Here is an 18,288-nt window from a genome sequence, read left to right as displayed (position 1 = left end):
ACGCACCTATGGATCTGTCCCAATTGGAATTTCACGACGCGGTGCTATTGGGCGTTTCCCTCGACCCGGTCGAGCGCGCTGCCGAGATACGACTCGCCTACTATCCATCGAGTCAATCGCGCGAGCGGGTATTGGGCATCCTTTGCTTTGGCGGCGTGGCGCGCTTCAATCAGATCGCGGACCTGGACGCGCTGCAGCAGCATGCTGGACCCGGCAACGTCAGCCAGTTCGTCACGGGCGAGCAGCCCGGCGTCAGTCATCTCTACCTGGTTCGCGGCTTGATCGAAATCGCAGCGACATCAGTTGCATTCCTGAATGTGCCTGAGTGCTCACAGAAGCCAGCATTGGCGCTTGATGTCGCTTGAACTGGAATCCAGCCGGTGAGGACCGTCCGAATGAGTTCGTGGTCTCCGCTGCTGTTTTTTACCCTTGGCAAGCGATCCATTGAGGCAACCTATGCGACCTGACCGCCCCAAAGCCGTTTCTGCCTCGGTCGCCCTGCTTGTCGCGACGCACATGATCGGGCTAGCGCAGATGATCGGTCTGTCCGGCACGCTGGATGTGCCGCTCTGGCTGCCTTACAGCGCTTTGGCGGTCCTCTATTCGTTGTTGATTTTTCTGATCGTGAAGATGATGCGTGGCAGCCAGCTGGCGCGCACTGCATACACAGCGGTTGGCTTACTTGGTCTGGTTTCTACGGCAAGCTCCGCCAATCATCTCGGCATGGGTTGGTTGATGGTGGCGGCAAAGCTCGCTGCTCTGACATTGCTGTACATACCTTCCAGCGATGCATGGTTTGCCGCCCGAAGCGGAGAGGCACATTCTTCAAAGAAGACAGCTTGAGCGCCAGATGACCACATTCCAATTCCATCCCCGCTGGAAGGAAGAACTCGTCTGCATCGGGCCGGGTGGCGTGTTCGTGCTGGACTTCCCGATGGGCATGCCGACGGTCTACGTGCCTACCGAGCATGCCTGGACGCAAAGTGCACCCGAATGGGCGCGCGACTTGTGGCCGGTGTTCAAGGCCGAGCTGGAAGCTTGGTGCGAAGCGCACGACGTACAGTTCTTCCTGGATGGATCGGCCAAGTGCTATGGCGCTATCGCCAAGACCTAGGTGAACACGCTCACAGCAAGCGGATGCACGCGGCTTGGTATCCTGGCCTGCCAATTGCAGCAAGGCCTCCAATGAGCCAGAGTACAGAGCGCGCTGACACGACGAACGTCCCGCTGTACCACTTGATCGCGCCGGAATCGCACGAAGTCCTTGGTCCGTGGGCGGACGCGTTCCCGGCGTACACCGTCGTTGTCGGCTACTCGAGCCTCGGCCACTTCTTTCTGCATGACCCGGCCAGCCAGGATTACGCGGTGTTGCACCCGTTCAAGGCCGCCGGCAAGTCCTATGGCGCGCACGCGTCCACCGCGGCGTTCGAGGCGGCCATCCTGCGCGAACCGGGCTTCGAGGCGTACGTGTTGCGCGGTGACCACGTGCGGGCGATCGCGGCGCGTCTTGGCCCGTTGAAGCCCGGGCAGATCTATATCCCGCAGCCGTATCCGATGCTGGGCGGCACGGAAGCGCCCGAGACGTACGACAAGGGCGATGCATGGGTGTTCGCGGATCTCGTCGCGCAAAGCGTGGGCTTGTGACGTGAAACCGAGCGATTTCGCAAGGCATGGCTGATGGGGATGGTGCGCGCAAGTCGTCGATCGACACGTGTGTTGTGCTTGCTCGTCGGCGCGCTACTTGGTGTTGCCGCGCTCTGCGTGGGCGTTGATCCTGCGTCGCCGGTACGGTCGGGCGCGTGCGTGCTGCTTGCGATCGGCGCCGGTGTCCACGTGTTCTCCGCGTTCCTGGGCAGCGACGCCTGGCGGAGTCGCTTGATCGGGCTATGGCCGGGCATCTGAAGGCACGCTTTCGAGAACCCAGGCGGCACGACCTCGCCGCCCGGATGACATGCAACCCGAGAGCCGCAAACGCTCGCCTCAGTGCTTTGCGGCCTTGCGCCGGTACACGCCATTGAAGCTCACATTGGCGCCGCCGCACTGCAGGTTGTCCGAGACCACCAGCAGGTCGCCGACCAGTTGCAGGCGGACCTTGCAGTCGTCCTCGCTCAGTTCCAGTCGATTGCCTTCCGGAAACCCCCGCGCGGTGACGGCGCCGATGTTCGGGCCGCCCGGCCGGTCTTCGGGGCTCGGGTTGGCGCTGGGCCAGTAGGCATCGCCGTTGGCGGTGATGGTGCCGTCGCCGTTCGCGATCAGTTGCAGGCCGTTGTCGCCGTCGTGCCACTGACCGACCCAGGCCTGCGGCTTCGGTGCGGCCGTCGTCGGCAGCGGCTGCACGCTGGACGCCGCCACCCAGCCGGCGCTGCCGCCGACCTTGTTGGGGTAGAACGCGCAGACGAAGCCGCCCTGGCGCTGCGCCAGGATCACCGTGTCGTCCTTGACCACATAGGCGCGCTGCCGGCACGCGGTCTCGCCCTTGGCCGGGCAGCCGTCGTCGTCGTTGAGCAGGTACAGGCGCGGCACCGCGACCTTGGCGAGCGAGAACCCGGCCGTGCTCATGGGGAAGCCGCCGTTGCGGCACATCGCCGCGTCCTCGTCCGGCGCCGCGTAGGCCAGTGCGGGAACCGCCAACAAGGCGAGCAGCCAGGTCTTGTGCATCAGAGTCGCTCCAAAGGTGGGGCGACAGTGTGGGCCAACGGGGGTGAACCGGTGGCGAGCGAACCGGCAGGCGAGGGCGTCGTGGCACCTGCCAGGCACTGCTGCCACGGTGTGCAGTGGTCCAGCCGCAAGTCATGCGTGGTGTGGCTTCGCCGACGCGGAAAAACGTCTCGGCCTGTAAGGTAGATGCCATCAGGCACGTTGCAGGGATCCCCGTTGCGGCGATCCAGCTTTCAGACGCAAGAGGGAAGTGGAATGGCAGTGAAGTACCGGGCAGGCGATGTCTTTGCGATTCCGTTGGACACGGGAACGTATGCGCTATGCCAGGTGCTGTGGGCGCCGCAGGGCGACTATCGCCAGGTGGTCGGCTTTTGTGTGCTGGAACGGCATGCCTCCACGCCGGCGCTTGGCCGTCGCCTGGACAGCCGCTGCCCGTGCGCGACGGCAACCAGGACATCCGCTTGCTGTTCACCGGCACCCAGAAGCTCAAGCGCGGCGACTGGCAGATCATTGGCCCAGATCATTGGCCACGCGCCACTGCCCGAGGATGCAGGGGAACTGCTCACCTTCCACATCGCCGGGGAACTGCACGAAGGCGATACCTTCGTGCGGATGCTGTCGGTGGACGAGTACGCCCGCTATCCGTCGATGTCGGTGCTTGGATTCGAACTGGTGCATCGGCTGCTCAGCGGCAGCCAGTGAGTCGTTGACGGCCACCGGCCGCTGGGCGAGCATCGCAGGCAGGCCCAACGCAGGGGCGTGGCCGGCGCCGTACATCACTCTGTCTGGATCAGCTGACACCATGCCCGCACGCCTGTTGACCGAGATCGTCCTGCGCCCGCTGCTGGAGATCGTTCTGTACGGCCTGTGCTATGTCGTCGGCATGATCGTGGTGCCGGCGTTCTCGTTCGGCCACTACAGCGTCGAACCCTGGAGCAGCAAGCAGCGCAGGAAATCAGGCAAGCGCAGTGCCTATCTGGCCCCGCGCGTGGTCTCGGCCGACACGGCGGCCTTCTGGGGCGGGTTCGCCCTGGTGGGCTTTGGGCTGTTGGGCTATGCCCTGTGGCAGGCGGCGGGCCCTTAACCCGCAAGCCACACCGCGTTACGCTTCCTGGACATCGACTGCAACGGATTGCACCTACGTATGCCTCACTCTGCCACCTGCTTCACCACCCGACACACGCTGTCGGCGCTGCGCGATCAGATCGGCGAACGCCCGGAGTTGGAGATCGCGTTGGAGTGCATGATCGAGGTGGAGGAGGAACATTTCCCGGACCCACTGACCTTTGCGGCGCTGTCGCATCTGGCGCAGTGCACGTCGTGCCAGGACTGGAGAACTGCCTGGATGGACGCGCAGTTCCCGGAGCGTGTGGTGTGGCGCGAGCGTATCGCTCGCTACTGCAGCAGCATGTTCGCCGCGGTGACCAAGCCGGACAGGACGGTACGGATCGAGTTCGAGCTGTTCCGCGGCGAGGATCCGACCTGGTACCTCAACGACGCGATCTGTGTGCAGTTCTGTCCGTGGTGCGGGCAGCGTCTGCCCGATCGGCCTTTCGAGCCGGATCTGGAGCCGGAGCCGGAGCCGGAGCCGGAGCAAACACCGTGAGGCTGTGCCGCCGCTGCGTCGCCATGACGGCGGCAGGGCTGCCGCGACGGTCGATCGCCCTGCGGCTGCCCAACCGGCTTGCGGATCCGTCGCACGACCACGCTAGTTGCCGCGTGGCGACGTCGGCGCATGGCGGTGTGCGATGAAGCAGCGCCTGCTCGCCCTCGCGATCGCGCTGCTGTCCGCCGGTTGGGTGCTGCCGCTGTGGTGCGGTGTCGAGGCGTGGCTGACGTTCTGGCAACGCGGGGGCGCAGCGTCGTTGCAGCGTGGTCCTCCCGGCGACTCGTTTCCGTACCTGGCCTTCGCCTCGGCCTGCAGCAAGGTCGCCAGCGTCTGGCTTGCCGTCGCAATCGGCATCTGGGCGTATCTGGGCGCGCGTGCCTGTCTACGACGGATGCGATGAGTTGTCATGCGCCCGTGCTGGAATGGGTCCGGCCGGTCGCTGCACCACGGTATCGGTCCCTGGTGGCAGAGCGCTGCGAGAGATGCCCATGTGCCGCAGACGGCGATGCCGGCCGCCACCGGGTTGCATGACGTGCCGCACCGTTGTCCACCTGGGCGGCCGTGCGTGCGTTACCTTCCTGGACCGCCCATCCGCGACTGCTCGCCATGACGCAGCCGCGCCGATGCGTGCGTCCGCCCCCTGATCGTTCGAGAGTCAAGCTGCCGCATGCATCCTGTCATCCACTTCCGCTCCCGCCTGCTCGAGGTGAGCGCCGAGCCGGAGAATCCGATCAATCCGATCCGCGGCAGCTCGCTGCTGGACTGGCTGCGCGTCCGCGTCGGCGACAGCATGGTGCTGTCCGAGCCGGACCCGGAGGACTGGGGCTGGGCGTCCGAGGCCGAATGCCAGGGGCGCTCCTACCTGGTCGGTGCCTACGCCGAGGAAGAGGTCGACGGCAACCATACCTGGATGTTGCAGATCGAGAAGGAGCGCTCGTTCTGGGAGCGCCTGCTCGGCCGCCATGCGATGCACGACGACGATCCGTGCTTTGTGCGGTTGCATGCGCTGATCGCCGCCGAACCGCGGTTCACCGACGTGGTGGTGGAGCGCGAACCCTGAGGGTTTCCGCCGTCTCGATGGCGGCGCAGCACCGTGCGCGACGGTGGACGCCCGGCTGCAGCACGCCGGCCATCGTGCTTGGGTATGCTCGCAGGTCCGTCTACGTCCGCGTGCCCCGATGCCGAGTCGAACCCTGTCGTTGTTTCCGCTGCTGCTGATCGGCACTGCGCCCACGCTGATGGCGGCGCCCAAGCACTGTCTGCCGTACGGGCCTACCCAGGTCACCCTGTCCGGCACCCTGGCGCCGTCGCCCCCAGAATCCGCGGCGCCCACCGCGCCGCATGCCCACGCGCATGCCGACGCCGCTGCCGCAGCGACCCAGGAAGAGGTGCTGATCCTGCCGCAGCCGCTGTGCGTGGCGGCATCGGCGGACGGGCATCAGCCGCGGCACGAGCAGGTGCGCCAGCTGCGGCTGGCGGTCACCGCGGACCAGGCGGCGCACCTGCGCGAGGAAGGCAGTGGCCAGGTGGTGCGGGTGACGGGAAGGCTGGCGCATGCGCCGGCCGGTCCGGATGCACCACCATTGCGCCTGAGCGTGCTTGGGGTGGACAGCGACTGAAGGACCGCCCTGGTTACGCGCTTTCGCCGCGACTCAGCGGCATGTGGCGTGGTCTTGTAGGAGCGGCTTCAGCCGCGAAGGGCATTCCCAGGAAAGCCTGTCGCGGCTGAAGCCGCTCCTACGTGGGTGGAGTCCCGTTGAGAGCGGATGTTTCCTGTTACCGAGGCCCACCTGATTGCTGCGTCCAAGCCGGCCGCTAGCGCGCACGGGGAGCGCGCATTGACGGCGCGCAGCGCCTCGTTGAGGATCGCCATGCCGCGCCTGGCGGCTCAAGGTGTCGGCGATCGATGAGGGGAATTCGTTTTCTGTGTGCGATGACCCTGTGGCTGAGCGCGTTCGCCGCCATCGCCGGCGAGTCGCCGGCGCGCACGGTCCAGACGTTCTATAGCTGGGCGATCGCGCCCGAGCACGCAGACGGAGACGTTGCGCAGGTCCGGCAGCTGCTGGGGCGGGACTTGTTTGCGGCGCTGCAGGCGCAGCGGGCCTACGAGGCGGCCTGCGCCAAACTGGTGCCCACAGACGTCAAGCCGCACATGCTGGACCAGAGCCCGTTCTTCCTGTGGCCGGACCAGCCGACTGCGCTGGTGTCGACGACCGCCCAGGTCACCGGCGACACCGCGCAGGTGCGCGCCCGCCTGGCCGTCGACGGCCAGCAGTGGACGGACACAGTGGTGCTCGGCCGCCAGGACGATCGCTGGGTGATCCTCGACATCGCCTGGCAGGAAGGGACACTCACCCGACGTCTGACCGAATTTGCCGCGCAGCGCTGCGAGCCTTGATGGCAACGACGCAGATGAGGGAAGGCGCGGTGGATGAGTTCGGTCGCCGCACCGCGTTCGACCTTGGCCTCGCTGTCTGCAACATGCGGTGAAGTGCAGACCCGCTCGTGCGACCGGGTAGCGTGCGCAGACCCAGGCATGTCCACGGCACGCACCTGGCAGGACGACGGCCGGTCACGCGCCGTCGCCTCGCGCGTCCTGCGCCGTCATTGCAATGGCATTGCAACACAGACGACATATCGTGCCGCGCTGCGCCACCGTATGGCGCATGCCGTCGCGGGCTGCTGCGCAAGCCGAACGGACTCGATTCTGCGCGCTCACAAGGATCCGACATGCTGCTCTCCTCTCTCTCCCCGCGGCCGCTGACCGCGCGCGCCGCGCCGGCCCGTACCCGCCTGGCGCAGGCTTGCGCCGCCCTGGTGCTGGCCTCGGTCGCCGCCGCGGCCGCCGCGCAGGACAGCGCGCCGTCGCTGGCCGGCAGCGAGACCCGCCCGGCCAACGCCGCCGGCACTGGCGATGCGGCCACCTCGCTGGACACCATCATCGTCACCGCCGAGCACCGCGAGCAGAACCTGCAGGAGGTGCCGGTGTCGGTGGGCGTGGTGCAGGGCGAGGCGATGCGCGACTTCACCGCCGGCGGCGACGACACCCTGCTGGCGCTGTCCGGCCGCGTGCCCAGCTTCTACGCTGAAACCACCACCGGCCGCATCTTCCCGCGCTTCTACATCCGCGGCCTGGGCAACATCGACTTCTACCTCGGCGCTTCGCAGCCGGTGTCGATCATCCAGGACGACGTGGTGCTGGAGCACGTGGTGCTGAAGTCCAACCCGGTCTACGACGTGGACCAGGTGGAAGTGCTGCGCGGCCCGCAGGGCTCGCTGTTCGGCCGCAACACCACCGCCGGCATCGTCAAGTTCGACAGCATCAAGCCCAGCGACGACTACACCGGCCGCGTCACCGCCAGCTACGGCAGCTACAACACCGTCTCGGTCGACGGCGGCATCGGCGGCCCGATCAACGACGTGCTGTCGTTCCGCGTGTCCACGCTGTACCAGCACCGCGACGACTGGGTGGACAACACCTACACCGGCCCCAGCGCCGACGGCACGGTCACTCCGAAGAAAGACGCGATGGGCGGCTACGACGACCGCAACGCGCGCCTGCAGCTGCTGCTGAAGCCGAGCGAGAACTTCTCGCTGCTGGGCTCGTTTCACACCCGCGACTACGACGGCACCTCCACCCTGTTCCTGCGCGGCGCCCTGCGCAAGGGCTCCAACAAGGTCGACGTGCCGCGCGACCAGGTGGCCTACGACGAGGCGCACGACAACCCGCAGGCGTACAAGACCCACGGCGCCTCGCTGAAGGCGATCTACGACTTCGGCGGCGTGTCGCTGACCTCGATCAGCGCCTACGAGACCACCTCCGGCTACAGCCGCGGCGACACCGACGGCGGCGCCGCGGCCAACTTCCCGGTCAACGGCGTGCCCAACGGCTACGGGCAGTCGATGGGCCAGGTGCGCGACCTGGACCAGTACACCCAGGAACTGCGCCTGGCCAGCGAAGGCGACGCCCCGCTGCAGTGGCAGGCCGGCGCGTTCTACTTCGACGGCAAGGACACCACCGATTTCTACCAGCGCGCCTATTTCCTGCAGACCGCCGCGCGCAATCCCAACAACTGGGTGCGCCTGCACAACAGCAACACCTCCTGGGCCGGCTTCGGCCAGCTGACCTACAAGGTCACCGACGCGCTGACCCTGACCGCCGGCGTGCGCCAGACCCGCGACAGCAAGGAGACCAAGCTGCTCAAGACAGCCGACACCGCGGCCGGCGTGGTCACCTACAAGGGCCGCCGCGACGTGCGCCTGGCCGACACCCAGCCGAGCTGGGACCTGAGCGCGATGTACGAGATCAACCCGAACGTCAACGTGTACGCGAAGGTTGCCCGCGGCTTCCGCGGCCCGACCATCCAGGGCCGTTCGGCGGTGTTCAACTCCGACTTCACCACCGCCGACTCGGAAACAATCCTGTCGTGGGAAGCGGGCATCAAGAGCAACCTGTTCGACAACCGCCTGCGCCTGAACGTCACCGGCTTCACCTACACCGTCGACGACATCCAGCTCAACGGCAACGACTCCAACGGCAACGGCGTGCTGTTCAACGCCGACAAGGCCAAGGCCTACGGCATGGAAGCGGACCTGGACTGGCGCCCGATCCCCAACCTGTCGCTGACCGCCGGCCTGAGCCTGCTGCACAGTGAGATCCAGGACAAGCGCGTGTACGCGCAGGTGTGCGGCCTGAACGGCGTGGTGGTGTGCACGGTGAAGGATCCGACCATCCGCATCGGCAACAACACCTTCGCCCAGATCGACGGCAACCCGCTGCCGAACGCGCCCAAGTACAACGTCAACCTGGCCGCGCGCTACGACATCCCGGTCAACGACGGCGGCGCCTTCTTCGTCGCCACCGACTGGAACAAGCAGGGCTACACCAGCTTCGTGCTGTACGACTCCACCGAGTTCACCTCCAATGGCAACTTCGAAGGCGGCCTCAAGCTGGGCTACACCGGCGACTACGGCGCCTGGGAAGTGGCGGCGTTCGCCCGCAATATCACCAACGAGAAGAACCTCAAGGGCGTGATCGAGAACTACATGGCGGCCGTCTACAACGAACCCCGCATCGTCGGCGTCTCGTTCAACCTGCACTGGCACTGATCGCAGCACGTGGTAGCACCACGCCGGCAGCACCTGCCGGCACCAGCGGGCGGGAGGGCGAAAGTCCTCCCGCCCGTTTGCGTTTGGCAGGATAAGTTGCCGCAGCTGTGACCATAGCCGTTGCCGTTGCCTGGCTTTGGCTCTTGTTTTTGATTGATCGGGTTCCCTTCCGAAGCGGCGGCCATCGCGGGGAAAACCCGAAGGGCGGCGTACATGGATGTACGCCGTCCGCGGCAGGGGCAGGATGCCCCTTCCGCGGATCCCCGTGCTGGACGCGGACCCGGAGCGCGCAGCGCGGAGGGCGCGAAGGCAGGGTGTGCTTTCTTTTGGTTACCTTTTCTTTGCGCGAGCAAAGAAAAGTAACTCGCCCGCAAGGGCGAAAGCCTTTGCTTCTAACTGATGTATCAAATGGAGTTAACCGTAGGAGCGGCTTCAGCCGCGACGCGCGACGCGCCAGCCTCGCTATGCCCATGGGACGATAGCCCCGCATTGCGGCAGCCACCGGTCACTGCGTCGGGACTGAAGTCCCTCCCACAACACGTGTCTGCGCGTGACGCATACGTTGGCGCGATGCCTACCCCCGTAGGAGCGGCTTCAGCCGCGACGGGCGTTCCCGGTAAAGCCCGTCGCGGCTGAAGCCGCTCCTACGACCACCCAGCCTCTCGAGCAAACTCGCCACCCATCCCAACTCCCATGGCGCCCCCGCCCCCGCTCTGCTAAAGTCCGCGCCCAGCGCTGCCGGGTCCGGCAGCCGGGCACAGCCGCCGCCATGCCTTCATCCGTGCGTTTTTCGGGGGGAGTGGTGCATGCGCGTCGCGCGATCGGTGGTGTCCTTGTCTGTCGTCTCCATCCTGCTGGGCTGGGCGCCCACAACGCGCGCCGCAGGCGGTGAGGCCGCGCCTCCCCCCGATCCCACCACCCTCGACCAGATCGTCGTCACCGGCGAGAAAAGCGGCCGTAGCGTGCAGGACACCACCAGCTCGGTCGCCGTCACCACCGAAGCGCGCATCGAGCAGGAGAACCTGCAGAGCGCCTACGAGGTGTTCAACCGCACCGCCAACATGGCCCAGACCTACGGCGATGCCGGCTTCAGCATCCGCGGCATCCGCAACATCGACGGCGGCAGCGATGCACCGCTGGCCACCATCTACCTCGACGGCGCCGCCCTGCCGTGGAAAGCGATCAGCTGGGCGCCGCTGAGCCTGTGGGACCTGCAGCAGGTGGAAGTCCTGCGTGGCCCGCAGTCCACCCTGCAGGGCGAGAACGCCCTGGCCGGCGCGATCGTCCTGCGCACCGCCGAGCCGACCATGGACTGGCAGGGCAAGCTGCGGGTACTGGCCTCCGACCCGTCCGACCGCAGCCTGGCCGGCGCCATCGGCGGCCCGATCGTGGCCGACGAACTGGCGTTCCGCGCCTCGGTGGAGCAGCGCAGCTTCGACGGCTACACCTGGAACCTCACCCGTCAGGCCGCCGACGACGCGCAGGTCTCGGCGATCTACCGCGGCAAGCTGCTGTGGACGCCGTCGGCGATCGCCGGGCTGAAGGTGCAACTGGGCTACACCCGCTCGCACCGCACCGGGCCGTACATGTACAGCTACGTGCGCACCGATTTGCCCGACTATTTCGCGCACCGCTATACCACCAACAACACCCCGGACCGCACCCGCAGCGACAGCGACATCGTCACCCTGCAGGCCGACTACGCCCTCTCCGACGCCTGGTCGTTGTCCTCGGTCAGCGCCTGGAACAAGGTCACCTCGTCCAGCCTGTGGGACATGGACCATGGCCCGGACAACGCCGGCTACGCGCGGCGCCAGCTCGACGACACCACCGCCTCGCAGGAACTGCGCCTGCACTACGCCGGCGCCGCGGTGCAGGGCCTGCTCGGCGCGTACTGGGCGCGGCACGTCGAAGACAACGACGCGCAACTGCTGAACAACGTCGCCACGCCGACCACCACCATCGCCGGGCTGCTGCGCAGCGCCGGCTTCCCGGCCGCCACCGCCACCGCGATCGCCACCCGCTATGCGCAGGCGCTGCCGGTGATTCCCGTCGACTACGTCAGCGCCAGCCCGACCCGCTCCAGCAACCGCGCGCTGTTCGCCGACGGCCAATGGCAGATGGGCAGCGGGTTCTCGCTGCTGGGCGGGCTGCGCTACGACCGCCAGCGCTACGCCATGGCCTCCGACACCACCGCCGCCTTCGCCGGTCGCTATCCGGACCCGGCCGCCTTCGCCGCCAGCGGCACCGCGTTGTACCGGGCCATCGTCGCGATCAACCAGGGCGTGGCCGGCATCGTGCGCTCGGCCAACGGCGAGGTGGCCTGGAACACGCGCGACTTCGACGCGCTGCTGCCCAAGCTCGGCGTGCGCTACGACTGGAACCCGGACCTGTCGGCCAGCTTGGTGGTGCAGCGCGGCTACCGCTCCGGCGGCTCCAGCTTCAACTCCGCGCGCAGCCAGGCCTTCCCCTACGACCCGGAATACACCTGGAACTACGAGGCCGCGCTGCGCTCGCAGTGGCTGGACCGGCGCCTGACCCTCAACGCCAACGCCTACTACATCGACTGGAAGGACAAGCAGACCACCGCCTACTTCGGCCTCAACAGCTTCGACTTCAACACCGTCAACGCCGGCCGTGCGCATCTGTACGGGGCCGAGCTGGAGGCCAGCCACCGCCCCAACGAGGCGTTCGACTGGTACGGCTCGCTGGGCTATGCGCGCACCCGCTACGACAGCTTCGCCACCATCGCTGGCGCGTCGGTCATCGACTACGCCGGCCGCGAATTCGCCTACGCGCCGCACTGGACCGCGGCGCTGGGCGCCAACTGGCGCTTCGCCGAGGGCTGGCTGGCCAACCTCAACGCCAGCTTCCGCGACCGCGTCTACACCGACATCGGTGCCGGCGCCGTGCAACTGGCCTCGCGCACCGTAGTCAACGCCAAGTTCGGCTACGAGAACCTGGACTGGAGCGCGTGGATCTTCGCCAACAACCTGCTCGACCGGCAGTACCTGCAGTACCGCTGGGCCACCGATCCGGTCGCGATCCTGGGTGCGCCGCGCGTGGTCGGCATCGGCTTCGAGGCGCGCTGGTGATGCCTGCCATCGCCACCGCCGGCTATCTGCTGGCCGCCGCGCTGGCGGCGCTGGCGTTCTACCTGGCCACCGCGCACCAGCGGCTGCGCCCGGCCTGGCGCCGGCACGCGCGCGCGCTGCGCGTGGCCGGCTCGCTGCTGTGCGTGGCGGCGCTGGGCGCGGCGATCGCCGCGCTGGGCGTATGGGCCGGCGTCTTCGCCGCGTTGAGCGCAACGATGCTGGCGGCGGTGGCCTTGCCATACCTGGATGCGTGGCGGCAATTGCACCAAGGGGCTGGCGATGTGGGCTAGGTGGCTGGCGGCGATCGTGCTCGGGCTGCCGCTGGCGGTGGGTGCGATCGGCCTGTGCGTGTTGCTGTGGCCGGGCAATCTGCAGGTGCACACGTTGCCCTGGCTGTTGCTGGTGTTCCCGGCGTGGGTCGGCGCGATGTCGCTGGCCTTCGTGTTCCGCAGCGGCGCGCGCGCGTGGTTGTGGCTCGGTGGTGCGACCGTGCTGTGCTACGTGGCGCTGTTCCTGCTCAAGGCCAGCCATCTCGTGCAGGTGACCCCATGAAGGCCGCGACCCTGCGCCAGTTCCTGTCGGCGCACAGCTGGATGGGCCTGCTCGCCGGCATGGCCTTGTTCATCGCCTTCTATGCCGGGGCGATCAACGTGTTCACCCACGATCTGGAACAGTGGCCGCGGCCGTCTGACGTGCATGCCCCGGCGCTGCCGCCGGAGCAGGCCGCGCAGGCGCTGGCCGATGCGGTGCTGGCGCGGCATCCGGCGCTGGCCGAGTCCTACACGCTGATGCTGCCGGGCGAGGGCCGCGCGTTGCCGCAGCTGTATGCGTTCGGGCCGGCCGCACAGCAGGCGTTCGGCGGCATGGTGCAGTTCCAGCCCGGCGCCGATGGGCAACCGGTGCAGTTGCCGCAGCGCAGCGGCTTCGTCGATTTCCTGTACGACCTGCATTTCACCGCCGGGCTGCCGCGCACCTTCGGCACGTATCTGTTCGGCGTGGTCTGCCTGCTGTACGGGCTGGCCCTGGTCAGCGGCGTGGTGCTGTATGCGCCGGTGCTGCTCAAGGACCTGTTCGCGCTGCGCCGCGGTCGCAACGTCAAGCGCCTGTGGCAGGACGCGCACAACGCCATCGGTATGCTGTCGCTGCCGTTCCACGTGATCTTCGCCTGGTCCGGCGCGGTGCTGACCCTGGGCGTGCTGCTGCTGGCGCCGTTCCAGTATCTGGTGTTCGACGGCAAGCTGATGCAGGTGCTGCAGCCCGACTTCGAACTGGCGCCGCACGTGCAGCCCGCGCACGTGCCTGCGCCGATGCTGCCGGTGGCCGAGCTGGTGGCGCGGGCGCGCGCGGCCAATCCCGGCTTCGTGCCGGAGAGCCTGTCCTTCCACGACGCCGGCGACGCCAACGCGCAGGTCGAGCTCTACGGTCACCAGGACCAGCGCCGGCTCAACACCCTCGGCGGCGTGGCGCTGCGCGCGGCCGACGGCCAGGTGCTGCGGGTGCTGTCGCCGCAGACCATGTCGCCGGGCGTGGCTGCGCTGCGCGGCCTGCAGACCCTGCACTTCGGCAACTACGGGCGCTGGCCGCTGCAGTGGCTGTACTTCCTGCTCGGCCTCGGTGGTGCGTTCCTGTTCTACAGCGGCAACCTGCTGTGGGTGGAAGCGCGGCGCAAGCGCCGGCAGCATGCGCAGCCGTTGCGTACCCACGTCATGGCACGGCTCACCACCGGCGTGTGCCTGGGCTGCGTGGCCGGGGTGTCGGCGCTGTTCGTGGCCGCGCGCCTGCTGCCGCCGGGGATGGAGCGCGGCGCGTACTACGCGGTGTTCGCGCTCGGCGTGGCCTGGGCGCTGCTGCGGCCGACCGCCCGCGGCGCCTACGAACTGCTGCTGGCCTGCGCGGCGCTGACCGCGCTGGTGCCGCTGGCCGGCTTGCGCGGCGCCGCCGGTTGGGTGGCGCCGTGGAGCAGCGGCACCCTGCTGGCGATCGATGCCTGCGCGCTGGTATTGGCCTGGGCCTATTGGCAGATGGCGCGCGCGGCGTACCGTCGTGGGCAGGGCGGCGATCCGCACAGCGTGTGGGCGTTCCCGCCGCCGCGCTGAGGCACCGCAGTGCGCTCCATGCGGCGCAGTAGGGTGCCGCTGTCACGCAATCGATCGCCCCGAAAGTGGACAATCGCGCGCCGGTGCTTTTTCATGGTCTCGACGTGGGCACCGCAGCGTCCGCACGAAATGGAGTCGGGTTCCACGACCTGATGTGACCCGCTCCGCACTTCGCGCCGCGCTGCCGTCGACAGGGGACTGCATGCACGAGCGTTACCAGGAGCCACACGACACGCCGCCGGGCGAGGCCTACGCGGCGCAACTGCGCAAGGGATTCGCCGCGCTGCGTTTCGATCCTCCGCTGGAACGGGCGTACCGCCATTACACCGCCACCACGCTGGGCTTCGCGCAGCGCGTGGCGGCCTCGCTGGGCGTGTTGATCGCGCTGCTGCTGCTGGGCTGGGATGCGGTGCATTTCGGCTGGCGCGGCGGCGGCGGCCTTTTGGGCTATGCGATCGCGGTGCGCGCGGCGACGCTGCTGGCGTTGCTGTGGGTGGCGGCGGCGATCCATCGCGCCGACACGCACGGCCCCGGCCGTGCCGCGCTGCTGCTGCTGGTCGGCGGCACCGGGCTGGTGCTGTCGAGCATCGGCTACCCGCCGCAGGAGCTGCGTTACGCGGCGGCGGTGATGACCCTGGTGCTGGTGGCCGGGTTCTTTCCGCTGGGCCTGGCGCTGTGGCAGAGCGTGGCGGTGGCGCTGCTGCTGTGTGCGATCAGCGCCGCGGCCGGCCACCTGCTGCTGGACGGCGCGGCACGGGACGCCTACCTGCGCCTGCAGTGGCTGCTGTGGACGGCGGTGCCGGTCGGCGCGGTCGGCGGCTACCTGCGCGAACACTCGCGCCGCGAAGGGTTTCTGCAGCGCCGCGTGCGCGACGACGAGGCCTTGCGCGACGCGCTCACCGGTCTTGGCGATCGCCGTCGTTTCGAGGAGCACCTGGCGGTGGCGCTGGCCGAAACCCGGCGCCTGCAGCGCGGGTTGGCGTTGATCCTGGTCGAACTGGATGGATACCCCGCCTTCGTGCAGCGCTACGGCGCGCACGAGGCCGATCGCGCCGTGGTGGACGTGGCCGAGGTGCTGCAATGCCTGCTGCGGCCAATGGACGTGGCCATGCGCATCGAGGCCGACCGCTTCGCGCTGGTGCTGTACGACGCCACTGGCGCGCACCTGCGGCAGGTGGCGCCGGCCTTGCGCGACATGGTCGAACTGCTGGCGATCGCGCACGCCGACATGGCCAACGAACGGCTCGGCGTCAGCGTCGGCGCCTTGCTCGCCTCGCCCGCCGATACCGCGGCCACACTGATGCAACGCGCCGAGGCGTTGCTGCAGCGCGCGCGCATCGGCGGCGGCAACCAGGTGGTGCTGGCCGAGGAGACCGGTTGGTAGTCCCGGCTCGCGCGACATGCAATGCTAGCGGCTGCGCATAGCACTTCGCCGAGGTGATCGATGCGTCTGGTCAAGCCGTTGCGGGTACTCGCGCTGTGGTTGGTGATCCCCTTAGGGGCGATCGTGCAGTTGCAGATGGTCGGCATGATGCGGCACAACTACAAGGCCGTCGGCGCGATGCGCGATCAACTGCAGCGCAGCGGGCTCGCCCAGGTCACCTCCTTGCGCGGGATACCGCAATTCTGCGAGGACGTGGGATTCCTCGATGGGTTCTTCTATTCCTATGCCGTCGATGTGGCGAGGATTCCCGACACCTACTGGGCCACCGCCGCCGCGCGGCGGCATTGGCAGCGCGGTCCCTTCGACCTCGATAGGCAGTTCAAGCTGGAACAGTGGGCCGAACCCGAATCCCCGCTGATAAAAGGTTGCCCCAAGTTCCCCGTGGCAACATCCTCGCGTTTCGTGGTCACCTTCTTCTACGAAGAATCGGGCAAGCTTGGTCCGCAGACCGAGTTCACCAAGGGCGCGGGGGTGATGGTCTACGACACCCGGACATCCAGGCTGTACTGGAAGTACTCCGGCTCGTAGCAGACGGTCGTGCGGCTGCCGTGGAGGACGGCGCGTCGGCTCACAACGTCCCGCGCTGCACGAACGGCACTTGCTGGTACAGGCGCCGCTCGCCGCCGCGCGGGTCGTGCGCCAGGCGGCTGTCGCTGTCGAACAGCATTGTTTCGCGCTGCGCCAGCGAATACGGTTCCCAGCGTGGCAGGCCGGCGTGGTTGGGATCGCCGTGGCGGGCGAAGGCCAGCAGCGCTGTGCTCATTGCATCGGCCATGCGCTGCGCGTCGGCGCCATCGCCGGTGCGCGAACCCGGCTGGCGGATGTTGTCGAACACCAGCGGGATGTCCAGGGTGTGGAAGGCGCCGAACTTGCCGCCGTCCAGCGGCGAGCCCCAGTCCAGTTGATAGACCCAGGTCGGTGCGCCCTGCCGCGCGCGCGCCTCGGCTTCCTCCACCGCGCCGCGCCAGGAGCGGCCGGCGGTGGTGGCGGCGAAGAACACCTCGCTCGGCGTGTAGTGCGGATACAGCCGCCGGTACTCGGCGATCACCACCTGCGGCGACAGGTCCACGTACTGCTCCTGCGCCAGCTTGGCCGGCAGCGTGTCCCAGGTCAGCGCGAAGTTGGCCGGATCGTGGCCGAGAAAGGCGCGGGTCTCGTCGTGGGTGTTGCCGATCACCATCGGGATGCGCGCCGACTGCGGTGGCGCGTCCGGCCAGAACGGATGGCGGTGCAGCACCTGCGCATCCAGCACCGGGCCCAGGTACAGCGCGGTGTCCTCCGCGCGCGATGGATCGCGGATGCGGGTGGCCTCGAGCACGCGCTGCAGCGGCAGCGTGCGCAGCGTGTCCAGTTGCGATGGCGCCAGCAGCAGGGCCTGCAGCAGCAACTGCGCGCGCTGGCCGGCTGCACGTGGCCCGGCGGCAGTGACCTGCTGCCCGCTCATGGTCCAGGCGCGGTGGAACAGGCCCTGCGCGGCCGGCATCGCCATCAGCGTGGCGATCTTGGCGCCGCCGCCGGACTGGCCGAACACGGTGACGTTGCCGGCATCGCCGCCGAACTCCGCCGCGTGCGCACGCACCCACTGCAGCGCCTGCACCAGATCGAGCTGGCCGACATTGCCCGAGGCGGCATAGGCGTCTCCTCCGAACGGCGCCAGGTACAGATAGCCGAAGGCGTTGAGGCGGTGATTGACGCTGACCACCACCACGTCGCCGCGCTGGCACAGGCGCACGCCGTCGTACAACGGGTCGCTGCCGGAGCCGTTGTTGTAGGCGCCGCCGTGGATGTAGAACAGGATCGGGCGCTTCGCGCCGTCGCGCAGGCCGGGCGTCCACACGTTGAGGAACAGGCAGTCCTCGCTGACCGGCTCGGACCCGCGCTGTGGCGCCGATGCGCCGTAAGCGCTGCAGTCGCGCACGCCGTGCCAGTGCCGTTCCTGCAGCGCCGGCTGGAAGCGCCGCGGCGCGGTGTCGGCGCCGTAGGGGATGCCCTTGAACACGCACACGCCCTGGTCGCGCAGGCCGCGGATGCGGCCGCTGCGGGTGCGCGCCAGCGGTGCCGCTGGCGTCGGCGCCGATGCGCTCGCGAGGCCGGGCAGCACGCCACTGACGGCCAGCGCGCCGAGTGCGCCGTCGCGCAGGAAGCGGCGCCGGCCCTGGTCGTCGGGCGCGGTTGCGTCGGGCGCGGTGGGATGCGGGGCGGGCAGGCGAGGGCGGGCGGTCATGCGTGGACGGACTCCTGATGAGGCGATCGGGGACGCGTGTGCGGCGTGGCGGC

Annotated in this window: 20 protein-coding genes; 18 read left to right on the top strand and 2 right to left on the bottom strand. The window is 68.4% G+C overall.

Annotated features, from left to right (window positions below; all coding sequences use genetic code 11):
* The first annotated feature begins 8 nt into the window (after positions 1-8).
* The 4 genes from RAB71_RS00425 to RAB71_RS00410 all read left to right on the top strand — a co-directional run bounded on the left by RAB71_RS00425 (position 9) and on the right by RAB71_RS00410 (position 1,644).
* Positions 9-365, top strand: a complete 357-nt coding sequence (locus RAB71_RS00425) for a hypothetical protein (protein WP_010340820.1) — start codon at positions 9-11, stop codon at positions 363-365.
* 91 nt (positions 366-456) lie between these two features.
* Positions 457-843, top strand: coding sequence for a hypothetical protein (locus RAB71_RS00420; RefSeq protein ID WP_010340819.1), 387 nt, complete (start codon positions 457-459; stop codon positions 841-843).
* A 7-nt stretch (positions 844-850) separates the two neighbouring features.
* Positions 851-1,114, top strand: coding sequence for a hypothetical protein (locus RAB71_RS00415; RefSeq protein WP_010340818.1), 264 nt, complete (start codon positions 851-853; stop codon positions 1,112-1,114).
* A gap of 71 nt (positions 1,115-1,185) precedes the next feature.
* Complete coding sequence (locus RAB71_RS00410; protein ID WP_234006483.1) at positions 1,186-1,644, top strand: T6SS immunity protein Tdi1 domain-containing protein; 459 nt, start codon at positions 1,186-1,188, stop codon at positions 1,642-1,644.
* Between the two features lie 336 nt (positions 1,645-1,980).
* Here RAB71_RS00410 and RAB71_RS00405 read toward each other — a convergent pair whose 3' ends face one another.
* On the bottom strand, positions 1,981-2,658 hold the full coding sequence (locus RAB71_RS00405) for a hypothetical protein (protein WP_010340816.1): 678 nt from the start codon (positions 2,656-2,658) through the stop codon (positions 1,981-1,983).
* A gap of 510 nt (positions 2,659-3,168) precedes the next feature.
* Between RAB71_RS00405 and RAB71_RS00400 the strand changes: the two genes are divergently transcribed.
* From RAB71_RS00400 to RAB71_RS00335, 14 genes are all read left to right on the top strand, one after another.
* Entirely contained in the window at positions 3,169-3,360 is a 192-nt protein-coding gene (locus tag RAB71_RS00400) for a hypothetical protein (RefSeq protein ID WP_010340815.1), read from the top strand.
* 100 nt (positions 3,361-3,460) lie between these two features.
* On the top strand, positions 3,461-3,742 hold the full coding sequence (locus tag RAB71_RS00395; RefSeq protein ID WP_010340813.1) for a hypothetical protein: 282 nt from the start codon (positions 3,461-3,463) through the stop codon (positions 3,740-3,742).
* 60 nt (positions 3,743-3,802) lie between these two features.
* Positions 3,803-4,264 (top strand): hypothetical protein, encoded by a 462-nt coding sequence (locus RAB71_RS00390; protein WP_010340812.1) that lies wholly within the window; start codon positions 3,803-3,805, stop codon positions 4,262-4,264.
* Positions 4,265-4,406: 142 nt separating this feature from the next.
* Entirely contained in the window at positions 4,407-4,667 is a 261-nt protein-coding gene (locus RAB71_RS00385; protein WP_010340811.1) for a hypothetical protein, read from the top strand.
* Positions 4,668-4,934: 267 nt separating this feature from the next.
* Positions 4,935-5,327 carry a hypothetical protein gene (locus RAB71_RS00380; protein ID WP_010340810.1) on the top strand — a complete coding sequence of 131 codons (393 nt, stop codon included), beginning with the start codon at positions 4,935-4,937 and terminating at the stop codon, positions 5,325-5,327.
* Between the two features lie 118 nt (positions 5,328-5,445).
* Positions 5,446-5,886, top strand: a complete 441-nt coding sequence (locus RAB71_RS00375; RefSeq protein ID WP_029561805.1) for a hypothetical protein — start codon at positions 5,446-5,448, stop codon at positions 5,884-5,886.
* 314 nt (positions 5,887-6,200) lie between these two features.
* Positions 6,201-6,665 carry a DUF3828 domain-containing protein gene (locus tag RAB71_RS00370; protein WP_010340808.1) on the top strand — a complete coding sequence of 155 codons (465 nt, stop codon included), beginning with the start codon at positions 6,201-6,203 and terminating at the stop codon, positions 6,663-6,665.
* Between the two features lie 332 nt (positions 6,666-6,997).
* Positions 6,998-9,376, top strand: coding sequence for a TonB-dependent receptor (locus RAB71_RS00365; RefSeq protein WP_010340807.1), 2,379 nt, complete (start codon positions 6,998-7,000; stop codon positions 9,374-9,376).
* A gap of 833 nt (positions 9,377-10,209) precedes the next feature.
* A complete protein-coding gene (locus RAB71_RS00360; RefSeq protein ID WP_234006681.1) occupies positions 10,210-12,471 on the top strand; it encodes a TonB-dependent receptor in 2,262 nt (753 codons plus the stop codon).
* Positions 12,471-12,761, top strand: a complete 291-nt coding sequence (locus RAB71_RS00355; RefSeq protein WP_010343068.1) for a hypothetical protein — start codon at positions 12,471-12,473, stop codon at positions 12,759-12,761. Before RAB71_RS00360 ends, RAB71_RS00355 begins: the two co-directional genes overlap by 1 nt.
* Positions 12,751-13,023 carry a hypothetical protein gene (locus RAB71_RS00350; RefSeq protein WP_029562102.1) on the top strand — a complete coding sequence of 91 codons (273 nt, stop codon included), beginning with the start codon at positions 12,751-12,753 and terminating at the stop codon, positions 13,021-13,023. The genes RAB71_RS00355 and RAB71_RS00350 overlap by 11 nt, the downstream gene beginning before the upstream one ends.
* Positions 13,020-14,567: a PepSY domain-containing protein gene (locus RAB71_RS00345; protein WP_010343066.1), complete on the top strand. Its 1,548-nt coding sequence runs from the start codon at positions 13,020-13,022 to the stop codon at positions 14,565-14,567. The genes RAB71_RS00350 and RAB71_RS00345 overlap by 4 nt, the downstream gene beginning before the upstream one ends.
* 202 nt (positions 14,568-14,769) lie before the next feature.
* Entirely contained in the window at positions 14,770-15,951 is a 1,182-nt protein-coding gene (locus RAB71_RS00340; RefSeq protein ID WP_010343065.1) for a diguanylate cyclase, read from the top strand.
* A 60-nt stretch (positions 15,952-16,011) separates the two neighbouring features.
* The gene (locus RAB71_RS00335; protein ID WP_010343064.1) at positions 16,012-16,539 is read left to right on the top strand and encodes a hypothetical protein; all 528 of its coding nucleotides are present in this window, start codon (positions 16,012-16,014) and stop codon (positions 16,537-16,539) included.
* Between the two features lie 40 nt (positions 16,540-16,579).
* Here the strand turns inward: RAB71_RS00335 and RAB71_RS00330 are convergent, their stop codons facing one another.
* On the bottom strand, positions 16,580-18,235 hold the full coding sequence (locus RAB71_RS00330) for a carboxylesterase/lipase family protein (protein WP_010343063.1): 1,656 nt from the start codon (positions 18,233-18,235) through the stop codon (positions 16,580-16,582).
* Between the last annotated feature and the right edge of the window lie 53 nt (positions 18,236-18,288).

The organism is Xanthomonas sacchari, assembly GCF_040529065.1.
Lineage (GTDB): Bacteria > Pseudomonadota > Gammaproteobacteria > Xanthomonadales > Xanthomonadaceae > Xanthomonas_A > Xanthomonas_A sacchari.
This window is presented reverse-complemented; position numbering and strand designations above follow the sequence as displayed.